The sequence below is a fragment of the Pseudomonas sp. IT-P12 genome (assembly GCF_949767465.1).
Classification (GTDB): Bacteria; Pseudomonadota; Gammaproteobacteria; order Pseudomonadales; family Pseudomonadaceae; genus Aquipseudomonas.
Map to the genome: position 1 here is coordinate 1,004,341 of NZ_CATKPY010000021.1, position 23,304 is coordinate 1,027,644.

General features: G+C 62.6%; 15 protein-coding genes. 4 read left to right on the top strand and 11 right to left on the bottom strand.

Features of this window, described 5'->3' with window-relative positions; all coding sequences use genetic code 11:
• Positions 1-192 precede the first annotated feature (192 nt).
• Complete coding sequence (gene aqpZ / locus ACM6IM_RS13620; protein ID WP_414865386.1) at positions 193-888, top strand: aquaporin Z; 696 nt, start codon at positions 193-195, stop codon at positions 886-888.
• A 24-nt stretch (positions 889-912) separates the two neighbouring features.
• Here the strand turns inward: aqpZ and ACM6IM_RS13625 are convergent, their stop codons facing one another.
• Positions 913-2,037 (bottom strand): GNAT family N-acetyltransferase, encoded by a 1,125-nt coding sequence (locus ACM6IM_RS13625; protein WP_414865387.1) that lies wholly within the window; start codon positions 2,035-2,037, stop codon positions 913-915.
• Between the two features lie 283 nt (positions 2,038-2,320).
• Between ACM6IM_RS13625 and ACM6IM_RS13630 the strand changes: the two genes are divergently transcribed.
• Entirely contained in the window at positions 2,321-3,637 is a 1,317-nt protein-coding gene (locus ACM6IM_RS13630) for a putative porin (protein ID WP_192302232.1), read from the top strand.
• 141 nt (positions 3,638-3,778) lie between these two features.
• Here the strand turns inward: ACM6IM_RS13630 and ACM6IM_RS13635 are convergent, their stop codons facing one another.
• The 3 genes from ACM6IM_RS13635 to aceK form a co-directional block, all read right to left on the bottom strand.
• Positions 3,779-4,900 (bottom strand): beta-ketoacyl-ACP synthase III, encoded by a 1,122-nt coding sequence (locus ACM6IM_RS13635; RefSeq protein WP_192302233.1) that lies wholly within the window; start codon positions 4,898-4,900, stop codon positions 3,779-3,781.
• A 314-nt stretch (positions 4,901-5,214) separates the two neighbouring features.
• Positions 5,215-9,126, bottom strand: a complete 3,912-nt coding sequence (gene hrpA, locus ACM6IM_RS13640; protein ID WP_414865388.1) for an ATP-dependent RNA helicase HrpA — start codon at positions 9,124-9,126, stop codon at positions 5,215-5,217.
• Positions 9,127-9,303: 177 nt separating this feature from the next.
• The gene (gene aceK / locus ACM6IM_RS13645; protein WP_414865389.1) at positions 9,304-11,022 is read right to left on the bottom strand and encodes a bifunctional isocitrate dehydrogenase kinase/phosphatase; all 1,719 of its coding nucleotides are present in this window, start codon (positions 11,020-11,022) and stop codon (positions 9,304-9,306) included.
• A gap of 402 nt (positions 11,023-11,424) precedes the next feature.
• On the opposite strand from aceK, the gene ACM6IM_RS13650 reads away from it, so the two are divergent.
• Positions 11,425-13,050: a methyl-accepting chemotaxis protein gene (locus tag ACM6IM_RS13650; protein WP_414865390.1), complete on the top strand. Its 1,626-nt coding sequence runs from the start codon at positions 11,425-11,427 to the stop codon at positions 13,048-13,050.
• 72 nt (positions 13,051-13,122) lie between these two features.
• On the top strand, positions 13,123-14,016 hold the full coding sequence (locus tag ACM6IM_RS13655; protein WP_414865391.1) for a DMT family transporter: 894 nt from the start codon (positions 13,123-13,125) through the stop codon (positions 14,014-14,016).
• A gap of 104 nt (positions 14,017-14,120) precedes the next feature.
• Here ACM6IM_RS13655 and ACM6IM_RS13660 read toward each other — a convergent pair whose 3' ends face one another.
• From ACM6IM_RS13660 to ACM6IM_RS13690, 7 genes are all read right to left on the bottom strand, one after another.
• Entirely contained in the window at positions 14,121-15,701 is a 1,581-nt protein-coding gene (locus ACM6IM_RS13660) for an aldehyde dehydrogenase (NADP(+)) (RefSeq protein ID WP_414865392.1), read from the bottom strand.
• Between the two features lie 32 nt (positions 15,702-15,733).
• Positions 15,734-16,729 (bottom strand): AraD1 family protein, encoded by a 996-nt coding sequence (gene araD1 / locus ACM6IM_RS13665; protein WP_414865393.1) that lies wholly within the window; start codon positions 16,727-16,729, stop codon positions 15,734-15,736.
• A 50-nt stretch (positions 16,730-16,779) separates the two neighbouring features.
• Entirely contained in the window at positions 16,780-17,955 is a 1,176-nt protein-coding gene (locus ACM6IM_RS13670) for an L-rhamnonate dehydratase (protein WP_007972458.1), read from the bottom strand.
• 33 nt (positions 17,956-17,988) lie between these two features.
• Entirely contained in the window at positions 17,989-19,314 is a 1,326-nt protein-coding gene (locus tag ACM6IM_RS13675) for an MFS transporter (protein WP_414865394.1), read from the bottom strand.
• A gap of 408 nt (positions 19,315-19,722) precedes the next feature.
• Complete coding sequence (locus ACM6IM_RS13680) at positions 19,723-20,727, bottom strand: 4-hydroxythreonine-4-phosphate dehydrogenase PdxA (protein WP_414865395.1); 1,005 nt, start codon at positions 20,725-20,727, stop codon at positions 19,723-19,725.
• Positions 20,724-21,680: an amidohydrolase family protein gene (locus tag ACM6IM_RS13685; protein WP_414865396.1), complete on the bottom strand. Its 957-nt coding sequence runs from the start codon at positions 21,678-21,680 to the stop codon at positions 20,724-20,726. Before ACM6IM_RS13685 ends, ACM6IM_RS13680 begins: the two co-directional genes overlap by 4 nt.
• Positions 21,673-23,013, bottom strand: a complete 1,341-nt coding sequence (locus ACM6IM_RS13690; protein ID WP_414865397.1) for an MFS transporter — start codon at positions 23,011-23,013, stop codon at positions 21,673-21,675. The genes ACM6IM_RS13685 and ACM6IM_RS13690 overlap by 8 nt, the downstream gene beginning before the upstream one ends.
• Between the last annotated feature and the right edge of the window lie 291 nt (positions 23,014-23,304).

Here is a 23,304-nt window from a genome sequence, read left to right on the forward strand (position 1 = left end):
GCCCGCACAGGATTTGAACCATGAAAAACCGCCACAGCCCTTTGATACAGGGCCCTGGCGGTTTTTTTGGGCACTGGAAATCTGCACGAATCGTGCTGTACTCAGCGCAGGTTCTGGAGATGAACCTGTCGTAATTCTGCAGGATGCACAACTCGATACAGTCTCGATAGCAAGCCTATCAAGGACACTCTCATGTCTCTGTTCAAACGTTCAGTCACTGAGTTGTTAGGTACGTTCTGGCTGGTGTTGGGGGGTTGCGGCAGTGCGGTCCTGGCCGCGTCGTCTCCGCTGGGAATCGGGGTGCTGGGCGTAGCCCTGGCGTTTGGCCTGACGGTGCTGACCATGGCCTTCGCCATTGGCCACATCTCCGGCTGCCACCTGAATCCCGCCGTCTCGGTGGGCCTGTCCGTGGGGGGGCGTTTTCCCGCGCGGGAACTGCCTGCCTACATCGTCGCCCAGGTGATCGGCGCGATCATTGCCGCCGCGCTGATCTACTACATCGCCAGCGGCAAGGAAGGGTTCGACCTCTCTGCCGGCCTTGCCTCCAACGGCTATGGCGAACACTCACCCGGTAAATACTCGATGGCCGCCGGTTTCGTCTGCGAGCTGGTGATGACGGCGATGTTCGTGCTGATCATCCTCGGCGCCACCGACAAGCGCGCACCGGCGGGGCTGGCACCGATCGCCATCGGCCTGGCCCTGACCCTGATTCACCTGATCTCGATTCCCGTCACCAACACCTCGGTCAACCCGGCCCGCAGCACCGGCCCGGCCCTGATCGTCGGTGGCTGGGCCGTCGCGCAATTGTGGATGTTCTGGGTCGCGCCGCTGATCGGTGCGGTGATCGGTGGCGTGACCTATCGATGGCTGGGCAAGGAAGGCACTTAAGCCTGCGGACTCCGGAGGCGAGGATCAGCCTTGGCGATAAGGCAAGGCGGTCCGCGCTTCCTCGGCGTAGGCCAGGACGCCCAAGCGCTCCTGTTGCAGGAAATCCTTGACCGCCGCCTTCAGGCCCGGGTGGCGCAGGTAGTGCCACGAATGGGTGATCACCGGCTCGAAGCCGCGAATCAGCTTGTGCTCGCCCTGCGCGCCGGCATCGAAACGCTGGAAGCCGTTGGCGATCGCGTAGTCCATGCCCTGATAGAAACAGGTCTCGAAATGCAGGCGGTCGAATTCCGCCAGGCAGCCCCAGTAGCGACCGTAAAAACTGTCGCCACCGACCAGGCTGAAAGCCATCGCCACCGGCCGTGAGCCTTGCCTGGCCAGCACCACGCGAATGGCCTCGGGCATGCGCTCGGCCAACAGGCTGAAGAACGCCCGGGTCAGGTAAGGCCGTTGCCGGCGCACCGCGTAGGTATTGGCGTAGCAGGCATAAACGAAATCCCACTGCGCCTCGTCCAGTTGCCGGCCTTCCAGCCATTCGAAGTCAAAGCCCTGCCCCGCCACCTGCTCACGCTCCTTGCGCATCTGTTTGCGCTTGCGTGAACTGAGAGTGTCGAGGAAGTCCTGGAAATCCCCATAACCGCGATTCTGCCAATGGTACTGACAGCCAATGCGCTGCAACCAGCCGGACTGTTCGGCCAGCGCGGCGTCGGTGAACGGGTCGGTGAAATTGATGTGCGCACTGGAGAGCGCTTCGATCTCCAGGTAGCCGGGCACACTCTTGAGCAACTCGAAACCGTCCTCAAGCGTGGCCGCCAGCAAACGTGGCCCGCTGACCGGGCTGAACGGCACGGCGGTCAACAGCTTCGGGTAGTAGTCGATGCCGGCGCGTTCACAGGCGTCCGCCCAGGCGTGATCGAACACGTACTCGCCGTAGGAATGCCATTTGCGGTAACTGGGCAACGCCGCGACCAGGCGCTCGCCATCCATGTGCAGCAAATGCTCGGGCTGCCAGCCGGAGTGCGCACCGACACTGCCACTGTCTTCCAGCGCGCTGAGAAAGGCGTGGCGCAGGAACGGCTGGGTCTGCGGCACCAGGTCATCCCAGGCATGCGGGTCTATTTCCGACAGCTTGTGCAGACGTTGCAACGGCATTGAATCCTCTCCACTACGCGGTTTAGAGCGCTGCAAGTATCGCTTATCGCCGTGAATTCCACACCTCGGGAACTGCCGACAAACGTGCGAAAAAAAAGTTCAAGGCGCCTCCGAATCGTCATCGACACGCCATCACATTGCCACTGCTTTGTCATAAACCATCGCGATACTGGCGCCAGTTTTTAGAGCGCCGGGTTCTAACCCGGTCACTGTTTTCCGTCCTTCCACGGTCGGTTGTGTCCTGGATGACCCCGTCATCCTCTCTCATCCTTCGGAGATTGATATGCGTCTTGCTTCCACGAAAACTGCGGCGGCCCTGTGTGGCGGCCTGCTGCTGGCCATGAGTGTACCGGCCAGCGCCGCAGTCGACGCCAAACTGCTCGACATGCTCAAGGCTAACGGCTCGATTACCAACGCGCAGTACAGCGAACTGCAAGCCGAACTGGCCCGGGATCAGAAAGAACAGCAAATCGCTCGCCAGGCTCAACAAGAGACCAATGAGCAGATCGCAGCGACCGCCAAGAAAACCAACGAGCTGAGTTCCTTCGACCAGAAACTGGCGTGGGCTGCCAAGACCCAGTTCAAGGGTGACGTGCGTTTCCGTCAGGAAACCGTGAAGAACGACGGTGTTTCGAACAACCGCGACCAGGATCGTCAGCGCGTTCGTGCCCGCCTGGGTGCCTACACCGAAATCAACCCGCAAGTCGACACCGGTATCCGTATTGCCACCGGTAACAACGACGACGCGCGTTCCACCAACCAGAGTCTGGACAACTACTTCGACAAGAAGTCGATCTGGCTGGACCAGGGTTACGTCGACTACCACCCTGACTTCGCCAAGAACCTGCACATCGTTGGCGGCAAGATGCCACAGCAATGGGTGAGCATGGGCGACATCATCTGGGATAGCGACATCAGCCCGGAAGGTCTGTCCCTGTCCTATAAATACCCGCTGGGCTCCACCGCAGAACTGTTCGGTAGCGCCGGCCACTACACCCTCAAGGACAACGTCGATGGCGACGGCGTGCAGTTCAAACACGACCTGCGCCTGTACGCCGGCCAGTTGGGCGCACGCTTCGCGATTACCGACAACCTGAAACTGACCCTGGGTGGCAGCGTCTACGGCTACGACAACGACGACGACATCACCGCCGGCGGCACCAGCATCCCATCGGTACTGGCCACCAACGGCAACACCCCGAACGAACAGTTCAAATTGTACGAAGGCTTTGGTCAGCTCGACATCGGCGGCCTGCCCATGCCGCTGTCGCTGTACGGTCAGATCGTCAACAACAAAGATGCCAGCAACGACCAGGACACAGGCTGGCTGGCCGGCGTGAAGACCAAGTTCTATGGCTTCGGCGTGGACTACAACTATCGCGACGTGCAGCGTAACGCCGTGGTCGGTGCCTTCACCGACTCCGACTTCGCCAACGGTTTCACCGGTTCGCGCGGTAGCAAGCTGAAAGTGAACTATGAGCTGGACAAGAACTTCGCCCTTGGCGCGACGTACTTCATGGCGAAGTCCGACTACACCAACGCCACCCTGCGGGACTCGAAGATCAACACCCTGCAACTGGATGCTGAAGCCAAGTTCTGATCCCCGCTACACGACTCGGGCAGGGAAGCCTGAGCTGACTTCATAAACTCGCGTTGCCGTATCGGTCCCCATCATCCGTCCGATACCCGCAGCGCGAGTTTTTTTGTTGCTGCGAAACCAGCTCGCGCCTACAGATGTTTTTCAGCGTTTGCGCAGGATCACGCTGCCAATCGAATAACCGGCACCGAACGAGCTGAGCACCGCCAGCGAACCGGGCGCCAGGTCGTCCTGGTTCTTGTGGAACGAAATCACCGAACCGGCGGAGCTGGTGTTGGCGTAGGTGTCGAGAATCACCGGGGCTTCCTGCTCGGTCGCATCGCGGCCCAGCAACTTCTTGACGATCAGGTGGTTCATGCTGAGGTTGGCCTGGTGCAGCCAGAAGCGCTTCACGTCGGCGACGTTGAGCTGGTTCTCTTCGAGATGCTGGCCAATCAGTTCGGCCACCATCGGACAGACTTCCTTGAACACCTTGCGACCTTCCTGGACAAACAGCTTGTCCCTGGCGCCGATGCCCTCTTCCGCCGCGCGGTTGAGGAAACCGAAGTTGTTGCGAATGTTGTTGGAGAACTTGGTCAGCAGCTTGGTGCTGACGATGTCGAATTGGTACTGCGACGTGGCCTGGTCGGCGCGCTCGATGATCACGGCGGTGGCCGCGTCGCCGAAGATGAAATGGCTGTCGCGGTCACGAAAATTCAGGTGACCGGTGCAGACTTCCGGGTTGACCATCAGGATCGCCCGGGCCTGGCCCAGTTGAATGCTGTTGGCGGCGGCCTGAATGCCGAAAGTGGCCGAGGAGCAGGCCACGTTCATGTCGTAACCGAAACCCTGGATGCCCAGCGCTTCCTGGACTTCGATGGCGATGGCCGGGTAGGCGCGTTGCAGGTTGGAACACGCAACGATCACACCGTCGATGTCCGCAGCGGTCTTGCCGGCGCGCTGCAAGGCTTGCTCGGCGGCGCCGATGGCCATCTGGCAGAGCACCGACCACTCATCGTTCGAGCGCTCCGGCAGGCGTGGCGTCATGCGCTGCGGGTCGAGGATGCCTTCCTTGTCCATGACGAAGCGGCTTTTGATGCCCGAGGCTTTTTCGATGAACGCGGCGCTGGACTCGGTCAGGGCTTCGACTTCGCCACGGGCGATGGCCTCGGCGTTGTCGGCGTTGAACTGCGCGACGTAGGTGTTGAAAGACTGCACCAGCTCTTCGTTGGAGATGCTGTTGGCCGGGGTGTACAGGCCGGTGCCGCTGATGACGACATTATGCATGGTCGTTTCTCTAATCTGTTCAGGCAGAAAGCATTGGCACCGACGTACCAATACACAAAGGGTCTGTTCCCATCCCGGGGACGCAAACCTGGCGTCGCTTTATTCCGAGATCCGCCCCGAGCGAAGGCTCTGGGTCGCGAAACCGGCATTTATGGTCGCGAAGTTTGCCATAAACGCCGGGTTTTGGCGCCTTTTGCAAGAACAACGACATTCCCCTGTGGGAGCGGGCTTGCCCGCGAAGGGGCCGTCAGTCAACACCAATGTTGACTGACGCAGCGCTTTCGCGAGCAAGCCCGCTCCCACAGGGAATTGTGCTAGGGCTCCACCAGGCTCCACTGCTTGCTCAGGCGCTTGTCCGAGATCGGCACCCGGGTCCCCAACTGCTGGGCGAACAGCGACACCCGGTATTCCTCCAGCCACCAGCGATACAGCTCGAGCTGCGGATCGCGCTTGCCTTCCTGCGCGTGCTTGGCGGCGCGGGTCTGGTACTGGGTCCACAGCGCAGACAGCTCACCGCTCCAGACCCGGTCCTTCTGCACCTGGGCACCGAGCTTTTCGAAACGCTGCTCGATGGCCTTGAGGTAACGCGGCAACTCCTTGAGCCATTGCATCGGCGTTTCGCGGACAAACCCCGGATACACCAGTTGGCTGAGTTGCTGCTTGATGTCGTTCAAGGCCACGGCCTGCGCCAGGTCGATCTTGCCCTTGAAGCGTTTTTGCAGGCCGTGCCAGAGCTTGAGAATCTCCAGGGTCAGCTTCGCCAGACGCTCGGCATGTTCGGTCCAGCCGCCACGCTTGCGCTCGGCCAGCGCCGCCAATGCAGCGCCATCGCGGGGCAACGGGTCTTCGCCGTCGAGAATGCAACTGTCGAGGCTGGCCAGCAGAATGTCTTCCACCAGCGCATCGACGCGCCCCATGTCGCGGTACAGCAGGCCGAGCTCGGTCAGCCCCGGCAACTTGCCGCGCAGGAACTTCGCCGGTTCCGCCAGTTGCTGCATCAGCAAGCGTTGCAGGGCGCGGCGGTGCTGGAATTCGGCTTCGGCCGGCGTCGAGAAGCGCCCTTCCTTGACCGTACCGCCCTCTTCCACCAACGCGGGATACACCGTCATCGACAGCCCGGCGATCTTCTGTTGAGTCTTTTGCGCCACGGCGGCAAAGACCTTCGCCTCCACCGGCTGTTGGCTCTTCGCCGTCTGCGGCACCGCAAGCGCCGCCTGGCTCGCCTCGGCAAAGCGCGCAGTCAGTTGCGCCAGATCACGCCCTTCGCCGAGGAACTTGCCCTGGCCGTCGACGATTTCCAGGTTCATGCGCAGATGGCTTTCGACCTGTTGCGCAGCTTCAGCCCAGGCCTCATCACTGACCCGCGCACCGGTCATGCGCAGCAGTTCGCGACCCAGCGCCTGGGGCAACGAGCCCTCGGCGAAGGTCATGCGCTGCAACGCGGCCTTGACGAAGTCCGGCACCGGTACGAAATTCTTGCGCAGCGCCTTGGGCAGGTTGCGCACCAGGGCGATGCACTTGGCCTCGATCACCCCCGGCACCAGCCATTCCAGGCGCTCCGGCGGCAGCATCGGCAACAGCGGCGCCGGCACGCGCAAGGTCACGCCATCGCGTGGATGGTTGGGCTCGAAGTGATAACTGAGCGCCAGCTCCAGGTCGCCGATGTGCAAAGTATCCGGGTATTGCATCGCCGTGACTTCACTGGCCTCGCGGGCCAGCACGTCTTCCTCGCGCATGATCAACAGCAGTGGATCTTTCTGGCTGTTGACCCGATACCAGCTGTCGAAGGTCGCGGTCTGATGGATTTCCGCCGGCAGCCGCGCATCGTAGAACGCATACAGGGTTTCTTCGTCGGCGAGAATGTCGCGTCGACGGGCCTTGGCTTCCAGTTCGTCGAGTTGCTCCAGCAACTGCGCATTGGCCGCCAGGCACTTGGCCTTCGACTGGATTTCACCGCGTACCAGGCCTTCGCGGATAAACAGTTCGCGGGACACCACCGGGTCGACCGGACCGAAATGCACCGGTCGGCGACCGACCACGATCAGACCGAACAAGGTGATCTGCTCGTAGGCCACGACCTGCCCGCGCTTCTTCTCCCAATGGGGTTCGAAGTGGTTCTTCTTGATCAGGTGCCCGGCCAATGGCTCGATCCAGTCGGCGTCGATCTTGGCGACCATGCGCGCATAGAGCTTGGTGGTCTCCACCAGTTCGGCGGTCATCAGCCATTGCGGGCGCTTCTTGCCGATGCCCGAAGACGGGTGAATCCAAAACCGCCGCTGACGGGCGCCGAGGTAATCGCCGTCTTCGGTTTTCTGTCCGATCTGGCTGAGCAACCCCACCAGCACCGCCTTGTGCAGTTTCGGGTAATCCGCCGGCTCCTTGTTGAGGCTTAACTGCAGGTCGCGGCAAATAAGGCTCAACTGGCGATGGGAGTCGCGCCACTCGCGCAGGCGCAGGTAATTGAGGAAGTTCTTGCGGCACCAGTTGCGCAGCGGGCTGGCGCTCAGCGCCTGGCGCTGCTCTTCAAAACCGCGCCACAGATTGACCAGCGCGGCAAAATCCGAATCGGGATCTTTCCACTGCGCATGCGCCTGGTCCGCCGCCTGCTGACGCTCCGGCGGACGCTCGCGCGGGTCCTGGATCGACATGGCGCTGGCGACGATCAGCACTTCCTGCAAACTGCCCAGCTTCGCCGCCTCCAGCAGCATGCGGCCCATGCGCGGGTCCACCGGCAACCGCGCCAACTGCCGACCGAGCGGCGTCAACTGGCTGTTGCGGTCCACCGCCGAGAGTTCCTGCAACAGGTTGAAACCGTCGCTGATGGCCTTGCCATCCGGCGGCTCGATGAAGGGGAAATCGGTGATTTCGCCAAGGCGCAGGTGCAGCATCTGCAGGATGACGGCGGCCAGGTTGGTGCGCAGGATTTCCGGATCGGTAAATTCCGGGCGACCGAGGAAATCCTCTTCGCTGTACAAGCGTACGCAGATACCCGGCTCGACCCGTCCGCAACGGCCTTTACGCTGGTTGGCGCTGGCCTGGGAAATCGCTTCGATGGGCAGGCGCTGGACTTTGGCCCGGTAGCTGTAGCGGCTGATGCGCGCGGTGCCGCTGTCGATCACGTAACGAATGCCGGGCACCGTCAGCGAGGTTTCCGCGACGTTGGTCGCCAGCACCACGCGACGCCCCGGGTGGGACTGGAAAATCCGCTGTTGCTCGGCCGGCGAGAGCCGCGCGTACAACGGCAGGATTTCGGTGTGCTTGAGCTGGGCCTTGCGCAGCATGTCGGCGGCGTCGCGGATCTCTCGTTCACCGGGCAGGAACACCAGCACGTCGCCCGGACTGCGCCGCTCACTGCGTTCATAAGCGGCGATTTCGTCGAGGGTGGCGAGAATCGCCTGGTCCACGGTCAGGTCATCCTCGACCCGGTTGCCCTCTTCGTCCTGCTCCAGGGTCAGCGGGCGATACCAGGTGTCCACCGGGAAGGTCCGACCGGACACCTCGACGATCGGCGCGTCGTCAAAGTGCCTGGAGAACCGCTCCAGGTCGATGGTCGCCGAGGTGATGATGACTTTCAGGTCCGGACGGCGCGGCAGCAGGGTTTTCAGGTAACCCAGCAGGAAATCGATGTTGAGGCTGCGTTCGTGGGCCTCGTCGACGATGATCGTGTCGTAGCGTTCCAGGTAACGGTCGTTCTGGGTTTCCGCCAGCAGGATGCCGTCGGTCATCAGCTTGATCAGGGTGTTGGCGTCGCTCTGATCCTCGAAACGCACCTGGTAACCGACCAGCGCGCCCAAAGGCGTGCCCAGTTCCTCGGCGACCCGGCTGGCGACACTGCGCGCGGCGATGCGGCGCGGCTGGGTGTGGCCGATCAGGCCGTGCTGGCCACGACCGATTTCCAGGCAGATCTTCGGCAACTGGGTGGTTTTACCCGAGCCGGTCTCGCCGGCGATGATCAACACCTGGTGCTTTTCCAGCGCCTGCTTGATTTCGTCGCGCTTGGCGGCAATCGGCAGGCTGTCGTCGTAACGAATCACCGGCAGGCTGGCCTTGCGCGCCAGCACCTGATCGCAGGACGCCTGCATGCGCGCCACCCATTGGGCCAGCTTGGCCTCGTCGGGTTTCTTGCGCAGCTCAAGCAACTGCCGCCGCAGCCGGTGACGGTCGGCGAGCATGGCGTGATCGAGGTTTTTCAGCAGTTTGTCGATGGAAGGCGATTCGTCAGTCATCAGGTACGCAATAAGTCGTCTAGTGGCGCAGGGGGGCGATTGTCGCAGATTTCACGGCCGCTGCGCGGCCGATTCGCGAGCAGGCTCGCTCCCACCGTTGACGGTGGTGCCGCCGATTGCAGGGTCGGCACAGACCCAGTGTGGGAGCGAGCCGGCTCGCGAAGCGGACACACAGAGCTACTCGTTATCGAGGCCCTTGCGCCGATACGGGAACACATCGATCACTTTCCCGGCCCGAATCGCCTCCTGCAAACCCTTCCAGTAATCGGCGTTGTACAACTCGCCATGCAACTGGTCGAACAACTTGCGCTGCCCCGCATCGGCAAACAGGAACGGCGGAAACTCTTCCGGGAACACGTCCAGCGGCCCGATCGAATACCACGGCTCCGAGGCCATTTCGTCCTCGGGCGTGCGCGGCGCCGGGATGTGGCGGAAGTTGGCTTCGGTCAGGAAACAGATTTCGTCGTAGTCATAGAACACCACGCGACCGTGACGGGTCACGCCGAAATTCTTCAGCAGCATGTCGCCGGGAAAGATGTTGGCCGCCGCCAGTTGTTTGATCGCCAGCCCGTAGTCGTCCAGCGCCTCGCGCACTTGCGCCTCGTTGGCGTTGTCCAGGTACAGGTTCAGCGGCGTCATCCGCCGCTCCGTCCAGCAGTGGCGGATCAGCACCGTGTCACCTTCGACCGACACGGTGGACGGCGCCACTTCCAGCAATTCTTCAAGGCATGCCGGTTCGAATTTACCCAGTGGAAAACGGAAGTCGGCGAACTCTTGGGTATCGGCCATGCGCCCGACGCGGTCGACGCTTTTCACCAGCCGGTACTTCTCGATCACCGTGGCGCGGTCGACGTTTTTCGACGGAGAAAACCGGTCCTTGATGATTTTGAACACGGTGTTGAAACCCGGCAGGGTAAACACGCTCATCACCATGCCACGCACGCCGGGGGCCATGATGAACTGGTCGTCGGTGTTGGCCAGGTGATTGATCAGCGCCCGGTAGAACTCCGATTTGCCGTGCTTGTAGAAACCGATCGAGGTGTACAGCTCGGCGATGTGCTTGCCCGGCAGGATGCGTTTGAGGAAGCCGATGAACTCCGCCGGCACCGGCACATCCACCATGAAATACGAACGGGTGAAGGAGAAGATGATCGACACGTCGGCTTCGTCGGTGATCAGCGCATCGATCTGGATGCCGCGACCTTCCAGGTGCAGCAGCGGGATCGCCAGCGGCCATTGCTCATCGGCGGTGAAGATGCGCCCCACCAGGTACGCGCCCTTGTTGCGGTACAGCACCGAGGAGAACAACTCGACGCTCAGGTCCGGATCCTTGCACACCCAGTCCGGCAGGTTCTCGCGCAATTGCACCTCGAGGCGTCGCAGGTCGCCCGGCAGGTCGGCGTAATCCTCGCGGAAACGGTAGTCGGCAAATATGCTCGCGAGCATCTCCGCCAAGTGCCCCTGGGGTTTGTAGGTGCGGGTTTGCGCGGCGCGCGCCCGGCGCAGGCTGGGCCGGGTGGTGTGGATGAACATGCAGCCATCGCTGATCAGGTCATGGCTGAACAGGCCGCAGAAGATCGAGTTGTACCAGGTCTCGGACAACTCATCGTCGAAGCGCAGGTCAATCAGGCTGATGTAGGCGCTCTTGACCAGCGGCCAGCAACTGACATCCAGGGTGTCGGTATCGAAGGCAATGCGCAGCCGCTCCACCGTTTCACTGACTTTTTCTTCGTAGAGGTTGATCCGTGCCGCCGACGCCACCTGCGTCGCCTGCCACTGGGCCTGCTCGAAACGCGCCCGGGCGCCGTCGGTGATCTGGCGAAAATGCTCACGGTAATCGTCAAAGCCATCGAGGACCATTCGGGCGATGTCGGCGGCGGGCCATTGCTGCGGCATGGTGAAACCTCTGCGGGTATCTGGAAGACCTGAGCTTAGCCAGTCAACCCGGTGCAGGAGAAGGGTATTTTCGGCCGTTGTTGCGGATGATTCATTTGGACACAGATATTTTTTCGGTTTTTTTAAGTCGACCGTTTAGTCAATAAACGACCTTCCATCAGCGCATCTCAGTGATGAATCGATTCATCCACAGACCTCGAATTCCGTGGCCTTCGGATCCAATCCTGGAGGCGCACGCCAGTTTGCGCCGCCCACTTCAAACCTTCGTGGCCCCCTGAACGCCTCCCAAGGTGGCCTTACCAAAGTAGTGGCACTTTGATATACACGCCGCCGTTACCCGCCTGATAACAAGATCTTCGGTCAACGAGGACTACCTCTCTCATATGCCCAAGGAGCATTTTCATGCCGTTAAGGAACCTGCGCATCGGTTTGCGTGCCAGTTTGAGTTTCGCCGTTCTCGCCAGTCTTCTGGTACTGGTCGGACTGTTTGGTCTCGGTCAGATGGCGACCTTGCGCGAAAGCGCCAGAATCATTGAAGAATCATGGATGCCGAGCAGCGAGCGCATCCACGACAGCGCGGCCAACATCGCGACCATCCGCCTGGAGTCGTTGCGCCTCAGGACCAGCAGCCACAGTGAGGTCAGGCAGAAGAGCAAGGGCATCATCAGCGCCCAACGCCAGGAGTTGCTCCAGCGTCTCGAGGATCACGCGGCCCTGCTGTCAAGCGATCAGGAACGGGCCATGCTCGACAGCCTGAAGTCAACCGTCGCCAAGTACCTGTCGCTCGTCGACCAGGTCATTGCCCACATCGACGCCGGCCATGACAGCCAGACCTACGAGCACCTCAACGTCGAATCCAACGCGCAGGGCACCCAGCTGGACAAAATCCTGGAGTCGATGATCAGCTTCAACCAGCAAGGTGCCGACGCCGCCGCCGATGCCGCCACGGCGTTGTACCAGCGCGCGCAATGGATCGTCGGCTCGATCATCGTCGTTGCCTTGCTGGCCACCCTGCTCCTGGCCTGGGCGCTGACCCGCAGCATCACCACGCCCATCAATCAGGCCCTGGACGTCGCCCGCCGGATTGCCTCGGGTGACCTCAGCGGCAAAGTCGTCAGCGATGGCAAGGACGAAGCTGCGCAGTTGCTCGATGCCCTGGCCGACATGCAGGGCAACCTGCGTTCGACCATCCACGGCATCAGTGAGTCGGCCCGACAACTGGCTTCCGCCGCCGAAGAGATGAGTTCGGTGATGGAGGAAAGCACCCGCAGCCTGCAACAACAGAACGACCAGATCGAAATGGCCGCCACCGCCGTCACCGAAATGAGCACGGCGGTGGATGAAGTGGCCAGCAATGCCGTGTCCAGCGCCGAAGCGTCCCAGGCATCGAACGAGGACAGCAAGCACGGGCACCTTCAGGTCAGCGAAACCATCACCTCGATCCAGGGGCTGGTCAGTGAAGTGCTGGGCGCCTCGGAACAGGCCCAGGGCCTGGCCGTCCAGGCGCAGGACATCAGCAAGGTGCTGGAGGTGATCCGCGGCATCGCCGGCCAGACCAACCTGCTGGCACTCAATGCCGCCATTGAAGCGGCGCGCGCCGGTGAAGCCGGACGCGGGTTCGCCGTGGTGGCCGATGAAGTGCGCTCGCTGGCGCAACGCACGCAGAACTCCACCGAAGAAATCGAGCTGATGATCACCAACATCCAGCAAGGCACCGGGGCCACGGTCGGCGCTTTGCAAAGCAGCGCCGAGCATGCCAACCAGACCTTGCGCCGGGCCAACAGTGCGGGCAATGCGCTGGAGAAAATCACCGCGTCGATCTCGCAGATCAACGAACGCAACCTGGTGATCGCCAGCGCCGCCGAACAGCAGGCGTTGGTGGCCCGGGAAGTCGATCAGAACCTGGTGAACATCCGCGATCTTTCGACCCAGACCGCGGCAGGCGCCACCCAGACCTCGGCCGCCAGCCATGAACTGTCGCGGCTGGCGGTTGACCTCAACGGCCTGGTGACGCGCTTTGTAATTTGATGCCGGTTTTTCGGTTGCCATCGACCGGGCGCTCGGCAACACTCTCGCCCCCATCAAAGGAAGGAGTGCACCGTGAGCCCTGTCGATTCTGTGCGTCTGCTGTCGCTGGCGGCCATCTGGGGTGCGAGCTTTCTGTTCATGCGCATCATTGCCCCGGTGATCGGCCCCATTCCCACCGCGTTTTTCCGTGTCTCGATAGCCGCCGTCGGGTTGCTGGCGATTCTCGGGCTGCTGCGCGTGCGCTGGGATTTCAAGGGCAAGCTGAAAACCGTGATGTTGCTCGGGGTGATCAACTCGGGCATTCCGGCGACCCTCTATTCGGTGGCGGCCCAGGTACTGCCTGCCGGCTACTCGGCGATTTTCAACGCGACGACGCCGTTGATGGGCGTGTTGATCGGCGGGCTGTTTTTCAGTGAACGGCTCACCGCCGCCAAACTCGGCGGGGTGTTTCTCGGCCTGTTCGGCGTGGGTGTGTTGACCCGCGCCGGTCCGGTGGCGTTCGACCTGCAACTGTTGATGGGCGCCCTCGCCTGCCTGCTGGCCACCACTTGCTATGGTTTTGCCGGGTTTCTCGCCCGCCGCTGGCTCGATCAGGCCGGAGGGCTCGACAGTCGCCTGTCGGCGCTGGGCAGCATGCTCGGGGCCACTCTGTTCCTGCTGCCGCTGTTCGGCTACAGCGTGCTCAGCCAGCCACCGGCGAGCTGGGGCGGCTGGAACGTCTGGCTGTCGTTGCTGGGGTTGGGGCTGGTGTGCACGGCGTTCGCCTACATCATCTACTTCCGCCTGCTGAGCTCGATCGGCCCGGTGAAATCGATGACGACGACCTTCCTCATTCCACCGTTTGGCGTGCTGTGGGGCGCGCTGTTGCTGGATGAACCGCTGTCGATTGCGCACGTGTATGGCGGAGTGTTGATTGCGGCGGCGTTGTGGTTGGTGTTGAAGCCGGCCCGGCAGGTGGGTCGGTAAAAGCATCGCGAGCAGGCTCGCTCCCACAGGATCTCGGGTAACACAGGAATCTGTGTACACCCTCATCACTGTGGGAGCGAGCCTGCTCGCGATTCGTTCAGCCACTACAAAGCTGCCTGACTCACCTCCCCATCCACCAACCGCCGTATCCCCAGCGGATTGCTGTCCTGCAACGCCTCGGGCAGCAACGCATCCGGATAATTCTGGAAGCACACCGGCCGCAGGAAGCGGTCGATCGCCAGTGTCCCCACCGACGTCCCCCTGGCATCCGACGTCGCCGGATACGGCCCGCCATGGACCATGGCGTCACAGACTTCGACGCCGGTCGGATAACCGTTGAGCAAGATCCGACCGACCTTTTCCTGCAGCACGTCGGTCAGCCAGCGGTGCTCCAGCAACTCGTCGGCCTCGCCAATCAGTGTCGCGGTCAATTGCCCGCGCAAGCCGTGCAACGCTGCCGCGAGCTGCGCCCGATCCTCGACTTCGATGACGATGGTGGTCGGTCCGAAGACCTCTTCCTGAAGCAGTTCGTCGCCCTTGAGCAACAGGCTGACGTCGGCCTTGAACACTTGGGGTTGTGCCTGCCGGCCCTGCTGCGGTTTGCCCGCCAGGTGCGTCAGCCCGGGATGTTCGTGCAGCTCGACCAGCCCATGGCTGTAGCTGGCCAGCGCACCGGCGTTGAGCATGGTCTGCGCAGGTTGCTCGTTCATGGAGGTGCAGAACGCCTGCAAAAATGCGCTGAATTGCGGCGAGCGCAGGCCGATGACCAGGCCCGGGTTGGTGCAGAACTGGCCACACCCCAACGTCACCGAACCGGCCAGTTGCGCCGCGATCTGCTCACCACGCACCTGGAGCGCTTCGGGCAACAGGAACACCGGGTTGATGCTCGACATTTCGGCGAACACCGGGATCGGCTGCGCTCGGGTCGCGGCCATGTGACTCAAGGCATTGCCGCCCTTGAGCGAACCGGTAAACCCGACCGCCTGGATCGCCGGGTGCTTGACCAGCCACTCGCCCACGCCCGCGCCGTAGATCATGTTGAACACACCCGCCGGCATGCCCGTGCGTTCGGCCGCGCGGATGATCGCGTCAGCGACCCACTCGGCCGTCGCCATATGCCCGCTGTGCGCCTTGAACACCACCGGGCAGCCGGCGGCCAGGGCCGACGCGGTATCGCCACCGGCCGTGGAAAAGGCCAGTGGAAAGTTGCTCGCACCGAACACTGCCACCGGGCCGATGGCGATGCGGTACTGACGCAGGTCAGGACGCGGCAGCGGCTGCCGGTCCGGCAGCGCCCGATCAATCCGCGCGCCATAGAAGTCACCGCGGCGCAGGACCTTGGCGAACAGACGCATCTGGCCGCTGGTGCGACCCCGTTCACCCTGGATACGAGCGGCCGGCAAGGCGGTTTCGCGGCACACGGTGGCGACGAACTCATCGCCCAGCGCATCGATTTCATCGGCGATGGCGTCGAGGAACGTGGCGCGTTTTTCCGCGCTCAGGTTGCGGTAGATCGGGTAGGCCGCAGCGGCGGCCTTGGCGGCGGCATCCACCTCGGCTTCGCTGGCCTGGAAAAACCGCACCGGCAAGGGTTCACCGGTGGTGGCATCGAGACTTTGCAGTTGCACGGTGCCGTTGGCACTGCGTCGCCCGCCAATGTAGTTGTGGCCCAGTAACGTGGTCATGAGGTTTCCTTGAGCGGCTGACAAGTGAAGAGTTAAAGCGTACGCACCTGGCCGATGGGCAGTGGCTGCGCGCTTTCGCCGATACCGTTGACCAACGGCGCGCCGAACTCGTCGAGGCTGATCTGGAACCGATCCCCCGGCTGGGTCTTCACCCCGTCGGCGAACGACAGCGTCGCGGTGCCGAAGTAGTGCACGTGAACATCGCCGGGACGCAGGAACTGCGTGTACTTGAAGTGGTGAAATTCCAGGTTGGCGAGGCTGTGGCACATGTTGTCCTCACCGCTGAGGAATTCCTTTTCCCAGAGGGTTTCGCCGTTGCGCACGATGCGGCTGGTGCCGACCAGATGCCGGGGCAATTCGCCGACGCGCAACTCGGGACCGTAGGCGCAACTGCGCAGTTTCGAGTGCGCCAGGTACAGGTAATTGCGCCGCTCCATCACATGGTCGGAGAACTCGTTGCCCAAGGCAAAACCGACGCGATACGGCAGGCCGTCGTCGCCGATCACGTAGAGACCGGTCAACTCCGGTTCCTCACCGGCATCCTCGGCGAACGGGGGCACCGGAAAGTCCGCGCCGGGGCGCACGACGATACTGCCGTCACCCTTGTAGAACCACTCGGGTTGCGCACCGACCTGGCCGTCCGCCGGTTTGCCGCCTTCCAGGCCCCACTTGAACATGCGCATGGTGTCGGTCATGCCGGCTTCGACCGCACCGTCATGTTGGTGCATCTTGTCCCGCGCCGAGGCACTGCCCAGGTGAGTCAGGCCGGTGCCGCTGATCAGGCAGTGCGCCGGGTCGTCGTGGTCCAGCGGCGGCAGGACCTTGCCCTGCTGCAACAGCTGCGCGTAATCCGGGCCCGGCCGGGTGCCGCGCAGGGCCACTTCATCCTGCAGACTGCGTTGCGCACGGATGGCCGCGAGGGCCAGTTCACGGGTGCTGCCGGTGTTGTTCAACACCTGCACAAGGGAACCCTCGACCACGCCGACCTGGCGTTCTCCAGCGGTATTTTCAAATTGAATCAGGCGCATGTTTTCCTCCACTGAGTCGGGATGGCGCCGTCCGGGACGGCGCCTCAAGGTCACTCGATGATGTTGAAGTCGCTCAGGTATTCATCGGAGATTTCCAGGCCCAGGCCCGGTTTGTTGTCATCGAGCTGGATGTAGCCGTTGACCGGCTGCGGCTCGCCCTTGAACACGTAGTAGAACAGCTCGTTGCCGACCTCGACGTCGAACACCGGGAAGAACTCGGCCATCGGCGAGGCCGTGGTGGACATGGTCAGGTGGTAGTTGTGCATCTGCCCGGCGTGCGGGATGACCGGCACCGACCAGGCCTCGGCCATGGCGTTGATCTTGCGCGCGGCGGTGATGCCGCCGACGCGGTTGGTGTCGTACTGGATCACGTCGACGGCGCGACGTTCCAGCAGGTCCTTGAAACCGTAGGAGGTGAATTCGTGCTCGCCACCGGAGATCGGCATGATCCCCATTTTTTTCAGCTCGATGTAACCCTCGATGTCGTCGGCGATCACCGGCTCTTCCAGCCAGCGCGGTTCGAACTCGGCAAGCTTGGGCAGCATGCGGCGCGCATATTCCAGGGTCCAGCCCATGTAGCACTCGAGCATGATGTCGACGTCAGGGCCGGCCAGCTCGCGCAGGGCACGCACTTGTTCGATGTTGCGACGCATGCCGGCGGGGCCGTCTTTCGGGCCGTAGCCGAAGCGCATCTTCAGCGCGGTGAACCCCTGGTTCAGGTAGCCCTGGGCTTCTTCGAGGAACAGGTCGAGGTTGTCGTTGGCGTAGAGCTTGGAGGCGTAGGTCCAGATCTTCTCTTTGGTGCGCCCGCCCAGCAGCTTGAACACCGGTTTGTTGACCGCTTTGCCCATGATGTCCCAGATCGCGATATCGATCGCCGAGATCGCCGCCATGCCGATGCCTTTGCGGCCCCAGGCGTGGCTCTGGCGGTACATTTTCTGCCAGATGTATTCGTTGTCGAACGGGTCTTCGCCAATCGCGATCGGTGCCAGGTAAGTGTCGATGATTTCCTTGGCCACACGCGGCGCCAGGGCGCAGTTGCCGATGCCGACGAGACCGGTGTCGGTCTCGACTTCCACCACCAGCCAGCCGTGGAACCGGAACGAGCCCATGGCATCGCCGCGCTCGAACAGGATGTCGCTGGCATTGGTGCAGAAGTGCGCCTGCGGTGGGACGACTTTGCCTTTCCACTCGAAAACGCGGGTACGGATTGCTTTGATTTTCATGAATTCATTTCCTTGCTAACGCTTGGGTAGTGATCAGCCAACCTGAGCCGGTGTGAGCTGCGAGGGGGTTTCGGGGGTGTGGGTGGTGCGAAGTCGGGACAGCAGGACGGCGCCGAGAATGCCCACCAGGGCCAGGGCGAACATGCCGGCACGCGGGTCGGCGAAACTGCTTTCCATCACGGTTTTCAGGTTCGGCGCGACGAAGCCGCCGAGGTTGCCGATGGAGTTGATCAGCGCAATCCCGCCCGCCGCCGCCGCACCGCTGAGGTAGCTGGTGGGAATGGTCCAGAACAGCGGCTGTACCGAGACGAAACCGGCGGCCGCGAAACAGAAGGCGATCACCACCGGCACCATGCTGGTGCCCAGCGCCGAAGCGGCGATACCGAGGGCTGCCATGGTCAGCATGCACACGGCGAGGCGACGGTGTTGGCCGGTGCGGTCGGCATAGCGGGTCACAAGGCGGGTCACCACCAGGGCGCAGACCCACGGTATTGCGGTGATCAGGCCGACGTTGAGGCCGACGTGCCCGTCGAGCAGACCGGCAATGCGGGTCGGCAGGTAGAACACCACGCCGTAGACACTCATCTGAATGGTGAAATACGCCAGGCAGAATTGCAGCACTCGCCCATTGCGCAAAGCGCTGAAGAAACCATGGGGGCTGCTGTCCTTTTTCTTCGCGTCTTCTTCGCTGAGCGCGGTTTCCAGCGCCTGCTTTTCTTCAGCGCTGAGCCAGGTGGCCTGGGCCGGACGGTTGACCAGATAGAAGTATGCGGCGATGCCGACCACCGATGCCATCAAGCCTTCCACGACGAACAGCCACTGCCAGTTGGTCAGGCCGAACACGCCGTGGAAATCCAGCAGCCAGCCCGACAGCGGACTGCCCAGGACCAGCGCCAGCGGCAAGCCGAAATAGAACAGGCCAAGCGCCTGGCCACGGCTCTGCGCCGGGAACCAGTAAGTGAGGTAGAGAATGATCCCCGGGAAGAAACCGGCTTCGGCCACACCCAGCAGGAAACGCAGGACGTAAAAGGTTTCGGCGTTGTGGGCGAACATCATCGCCGCCGACACCAGCCCCCAGGTCACCATGATCCGGCACAGCCAGACCTTCGCACCGAGGCGATGCAGCATGTAGTTGCTCGGCACTTCGAAAAACGCATAACCGATGAAGAAGATGCTTGCGCCAAACGCAAACGCCGCATCGCCCAGCCCGGTGTCCGCTTGCAGCGCCGCTTTGGCGAAGCCGACGTTGGAGCGATCGATGAACGCGAGGATGTACATCAGGATCAGAAACGGCAGCAAACGCAGCCGGCTTTTGGAGATGGCACTGGACAGAGCCAGGACGGAATCTGGACGGGTCATGTGAAGTTTCCTTTGCTGCCGGTATGTGCCTCGCGGAAGTGACAAGGCAGGCTTTTTGTAGTTGTTGTCGGATGGACCGAAGCGGCCTGTGTGGCCGGCTGAGCTCATTCGATGGAGCGACTGTAGCCAGCGCAGGGAGGTGCGGATAATCACTTATGCGCATCCATCGATAACCTGGGGTGATAGGTTCGAGCAGTAATTGCGCAAATTGGGTTATCAGGCTGCCAAACAGCTTTGCCATTCCCAAAACCACTGTGGGAGCGAGCCTTCTCGCGATAGCGGGCGGACAGTCACCCTCGCAGTGCCTGTACAGCCGTCGTCGCGAGCAGGCTCGCTCCCACAGGTTGATTTCAGTCGTTCACAGTTTGTGTGGATGCACACAGCGCCCACAGGGTTACGCGTTGATCATCAGTAGCTGTTGCCACCCATCCGGCAGGCGATTTCGAAGGCCTGGCGGATGGCGCCGGGGTTGGCCTTGCCTTGCCCGGCGATATCGAAGGCGGTGCCGTGGGCCGGGGTGGTGATCGGGATTGGCAGGCCGCCCTGGACGGTCACGCCACGGGAGAAGCCCATCAGCTTGATCGCGATCTGTCCCTGGTCGTGATACATGGTCACCACTGCGTCGAAGGCACTGGCGTCGCCCTGTACCTTGAGGAAGATCGTGTCGCCCGGATACGGTCCTTCCGCCGCGATGCCGGCGGCCTGCGCGGTGCGCACCGCCGGACCGATGATGTCCAGCTCTTCGCGGCCAAACGAGCCGTTATCGCCGTTGTGCGGGTTCAAACCACAGACGCCGATGCGCGGTTTTTCCAGGCCGCTGCGTTTCAGTGCGGTGTCGATCAACTGGATCGCTTCCACCACCCGCTCCTGGCTGAGCATCCCCGGCACCTGCGCCAACGCCACATGGGAAGTCACCCGGGACGTCCAGAGGTTGTCGAGCACATTGAACTCGCAGAAGGGGCCGTGGAAATCCAGCAGCTCGGCAAACCAGTGCAGTTCATCGTTGTGCGCCATGCCGGCCATGTGCAGCGAGGTCTTGTTCAACGGCCCGAACAGCACCGCATCGGTGGTGCCGGCCTCGGTCAGGCGCAGGGCTTTTTCGAGGGTGTCGAGGCTGTAGCGCCCACCCATGACACTGGCTTCGCTGCGGGCAAATTCCCCCAGCGTGTCGCCTCGGAAGTCATAGAACAGCGGCGTGTCGTCGGTGAACGACAACTGCTCCAGCGATTCCACGCGACGGTAGGGAAACTCAACCTCGGCGATGCGCATGCCGCGACGCATCTCCGCCTCGTCGGCAATCAGGATCACGTTGGCCTGGCGGCGTACGTCGGGCTCGCCGAGCAACCGTGCGATCAGCTCCGGGCCAATGCCGGCGGGGTCGCCCAGGACCATGGCGATGGTTGTCTTGTTCATGCTTCACTCCTCAGGGATTCAGGCCGTGTCCGGTCAATGGCGCAAGGTTCGCAGCGGTACACCCGCTGCGCGTTGCTGTAGAACAGTCGCTCCTGATCCGCCGGCGGCAGGTCAGCAACGATGGATTTGAAACCGCTGTAAATGTCGTCGAACGAGCCGCACAGGCTGTCCACCGGAAAGTTGCTGGCGAACATCACACGCCCGGCGCCGAACATGGCGATCACTTCGCGCACGATCCACGCGTTGTCCTTGGCGCGCCACGCCCGGCCCTTGAGGCCCAGGCCGGAAATCTTCACCTGGACGTTCGGCCATTCGGCCAGCCGCGCCATCGCCCGGCGCCAGCCGGCAAGGCCTTCGGCGCTGCGGTCACTGGGCAAACCGGCGTGATTGAGGATCAGCGTGGTGCCGGGAAAGTCCCGGGCCAACCGTTCGGCTTCGTGCAGATTCCACCAGGGCGTCTGCAAGTCGAAGTGCAGCCCCAGCCCTTGCAGGGCCGCATAACTGCGGCGCCAGTGCTCGTCGCTCATGAGGCTGCGCACATGGCCCACCTGCGCCGGGGCTGTCGGCCCGCCAGGCTTGTGGCGCACGCTGCGCACACACTTGAACGCCGCTTGCTCGGCGAGCACCGCGAGTGCGTCCGGGTGATCGAGCCAGGCCTGCGCCACCACCGCATTCGGCACCCCGTAGCGCGCGGCCAGTTGCTCGATGAAACGGGTTTCTCCAATCGGGTCCCGTGGGTCCCATTCGGTCTCGATGTACACCGTTTGCACGACGTTGTGCGGGCCGGCATCGGCGAAGTAATCGTCGGGAAAATAGCGCCGCTTGATCGCGCTGTAGTCGCCGTAGCGAAACGGAATGTTGGCCTCGGGCGCAAGCCAGGGATGCGGGTTGAGCGTCGGGTCCCAGAAATGATGATGGGCGTCGATGATCGGTCCGTCGTACAGCTTAGCCATGGCGCACCTCGTCCAGACTGATGAACAGCGTTGCCAGCACAAACACCGCCGAGCACAGCGCAAAGAACCCCAGCACCGGGGCGAACCCACCGGCCATTTGCAGGATCACCCCGACCAGGATCGGCACCGCAATCCCGCCGGTGCTGCCGGCCATGTTCATCACTCCGCCAATCAGGCCGACCCGAGCCGGTGCCGCGAGCAGCGCCGGGAAGCTCCAGTAGAGGCTGCCCCACATCAGGAAAAACGCGGTCATCGCCAACAGCGCCACGGCGGCAAAAGGGTTGGTCAGGGTCGGCAACAACAGGAACGCGCCGAGCGCCACCAGGCCGGAAAACGCCAGCAGGCCCTTGACCGCCACGCCACGGCGCACGCCCTTGCGGATCAGACCGTCGCAGAGAAAGCCGCCGGTCAACGAGCCCAGCGCGCCGCAGATGAAAATCACGAACGTCGCCGCGCCAATGCCCTTGATATCGAAGCCACGGGCCTGCGCCAGGTAGCTCGGCCCCCAGGTCAGCAGCCCGAAATACACCATCGCCCAACTGGCGCGGCCTATCAGCAGACCGCTGAGGGAACGCGCGGCAATGCCCAGACCCTTGACCGGCACGCGCGCGGCCTCGGCAGCCGGCGTCAGGCGCCCGGCGTTGATCTTCTCCAGCTCTTGCGCATTGACCTGCGGGTGAGTGGCCGGGTCATCGCGCAGGTAGCGCCACGCCAGCCAGCCCAGCACCAGCGTGGCGACGCCGGCGATGCCAAAGGCCAGTCGCCAGGAGTCCAGCGTGGCAATCAGGTAGGCAATGATCAGCCCGCCCAGTGCAACGCCCAAGGGGCTGCCGCTGTCCATCAGCACCGCGCCGCGACTGCGTTCGATGGGTGCCAGCCACAGCGAAATCAACTTGCCGCCCGACGGGAACAACGGCGCCTCGGCGGCCCCCAGCGCGACCCGGGCGAACAGCAACGACAACCCGCCAGTGGCAAATGCCGCGAGCACCTGGAAAGTCCCCCACAGCCCGGTGGACCAACTGATCACCCGGTGCGGTCCGAAACGATCGATCATCCAGCCGCCGGGAATCTGCAACAGTGCATACGCCCAGAAGAAGCTGCTGAGGATCAGCCCTTGCAGGCTCGGCGACAGGGAGAATTCATGGGCGATGGTCGGCATCGCAATCGACAGTGACACCCGGTCGATCAGGTTGACCATGGTCAGCGCGAATACGATCGCGAAGATCCGCCAGCGTACGCTGCTGGCCTTGGTGGTGCCCGCCAGGGGTGTGGCCGCTGCGGCGGGTGGGACATCTGCGTCTGGCAGATGCAGGGAAGCACTGGGACGAGCCATGGTGCATACCTCGATTTATTATTTTTGTAGGAGTGTCGCATTTGCCGTTTCAGGACGGCATGGGTGAGCACTATCGAAGGCCCAGCGATAACCGTCTAATCAAAACTGGAAATACGGCGATAGCCGTGAGTTATGGCATGCCCGGCTTTCAGGGACCTTTCAGTCAACACGTCTCAACCGGACTTTGCCCTGAAACCGCTCTGGCGCAAGGCTCCTGGCGATCGGCCTGATCGATCGCCCGACAAGCTATAACCCCAGGCTATCGGTGTATGTATTGTTTTGACTAGACGC